The 1,451-nt window shown below is 52.8% G+C and carries 1 rRNA gene; it reads left to right on the forward strand.

Annotation, left to right across the window (positions count from 1 at the left end):
• Window positions 1–29 precede the first annotated feature (29 nt).
• A 23S ribosomal RNA gene (locus BGP75_RS00025) occupies window positions 30–1,451 on the forward strand; the annotation flags it as partial.

The raw sequence follows: 1,451 nt of genomic DNA on the forward strand, positions 1-1,451 counted from the left end.
CGGTGTGCAAACACCGTTTTGGGTTATATGGTCAAGTGACTAAGCGTGCACGGTGGATGCCTAGGCAGTCAGAGGCGATGAAGGACGTTGTAACCTGCGATAAGGTTCGGGGAGGTGGTAAACAACCTGTGATCCGGACATTTCCGAATGGGGAAACCCACCCAGTGTAAGCTGGGTATCCTGCGGTGAATACATAGCCGCAGGAGGCGAACCCGGGGAACTGAAACATCTAAGTACCCGGAGGAAAAGAAATCAACCGAGATTCCCCTAGTAGCGGCGAGCGAACGGGGAGTAGCCCTTAAGCTTTTAGCGTTTTAACAGAACACTCTGGAAAGTGTGGCCATAGTGGGTGATAGCCCCGTATGTGAAAAGGCGCTTCAAGTGAAATCGAGTAGGACGGGGCACGAGAAACCTTGTCTGAACATGGGGGGACCATCCTCCAAGGCTAAATACTCCTGACTGACCGATAGTGAACCAGTACCGTGAGGGAAAGGCGAAAAGAACCCCTGTGAGGGGAGTGAAATAGATCCTGAAACCGTGTACGTACAAGCAGTGGGAGCCGTTTTAGGACGGTGACTGCGTACCTTTTGTATAATGGGTCAGCGACTTATTTTCAGTAGCAAGGTTAACCGAGTAGGGGAGCCGTAGGGAAACCGAGTCTTAATAGGGCGTGCAGTTGCTGGGAATAGACCCGAAACCGAGCGATCTACCCATGGCCAGGGTGAAGGTTGAGTAACATCAACTGGAGGCCCGAACCCACGTATGTTGAAAAATGCGGGGATGAGCTGTGGGTCGGAGTGAAAGGCTAATCAAGCTCGGAGATAGCTGGTTCTCCTCGAAAACTATTTAGGTAGTGCCTCGTGTCTCACCATGGGGGGTAGAGCACTGTTTCGGCTAGGGGGTCATCCCGACTTACCAACCCGATGCAAACTCCGAATACCCATGAGTGCAATCACGGGAGACACACGGCGGGTGCTAACGTCCGTCGTGGAAAGGGAAACAACCCAGACCGTCAGCTAAGGTCCCCAAGTTACAGTTAAGTGGGAAACGATGTGGGAAGGCTTAGACAGCTAGGAGGTTGGCTTAGAAGCAGCCACCCTTTAAAGAAAGCGTAATAGCTCACTAGTCGAGTCGGCCCGCGCGGAAGATATAACGGGGCTCAAACTGTACACCGAAGCTACGGATGCCAGTTTACTGGCATGGTAGAGGAGCGTTCTGTAAGCCGTTGAAGCGCAAGCTGTCAGGCAGCGTGGAGGTATCAGAAGTGCGAATGCTGACATGAGTAACGATAAGGGGTGTGAAAAACACCCCCGCCGGAAGACCAAGGGTTCCTGTCCAATGCTAATCAGGGCAGGGTGAGTCGGCCCCTAAGGCGAGGCTGAGAAGCGTAGTCGATGGGAAGCAGGTTAATATTCCTGCACCTCATATAAGTGCGATGGGGGGACGGAGAA

This window comes from Motiliproteus sp. MSK22-1 (genome assembly GCF_001968815.1).
In the GTDB taxonomy this organism is placed as follows: Bacteria; Pseudomonadota; Gammaproteobacteria; order Pseudomonadales; family Balneatricaceae; genus Motiliproteus.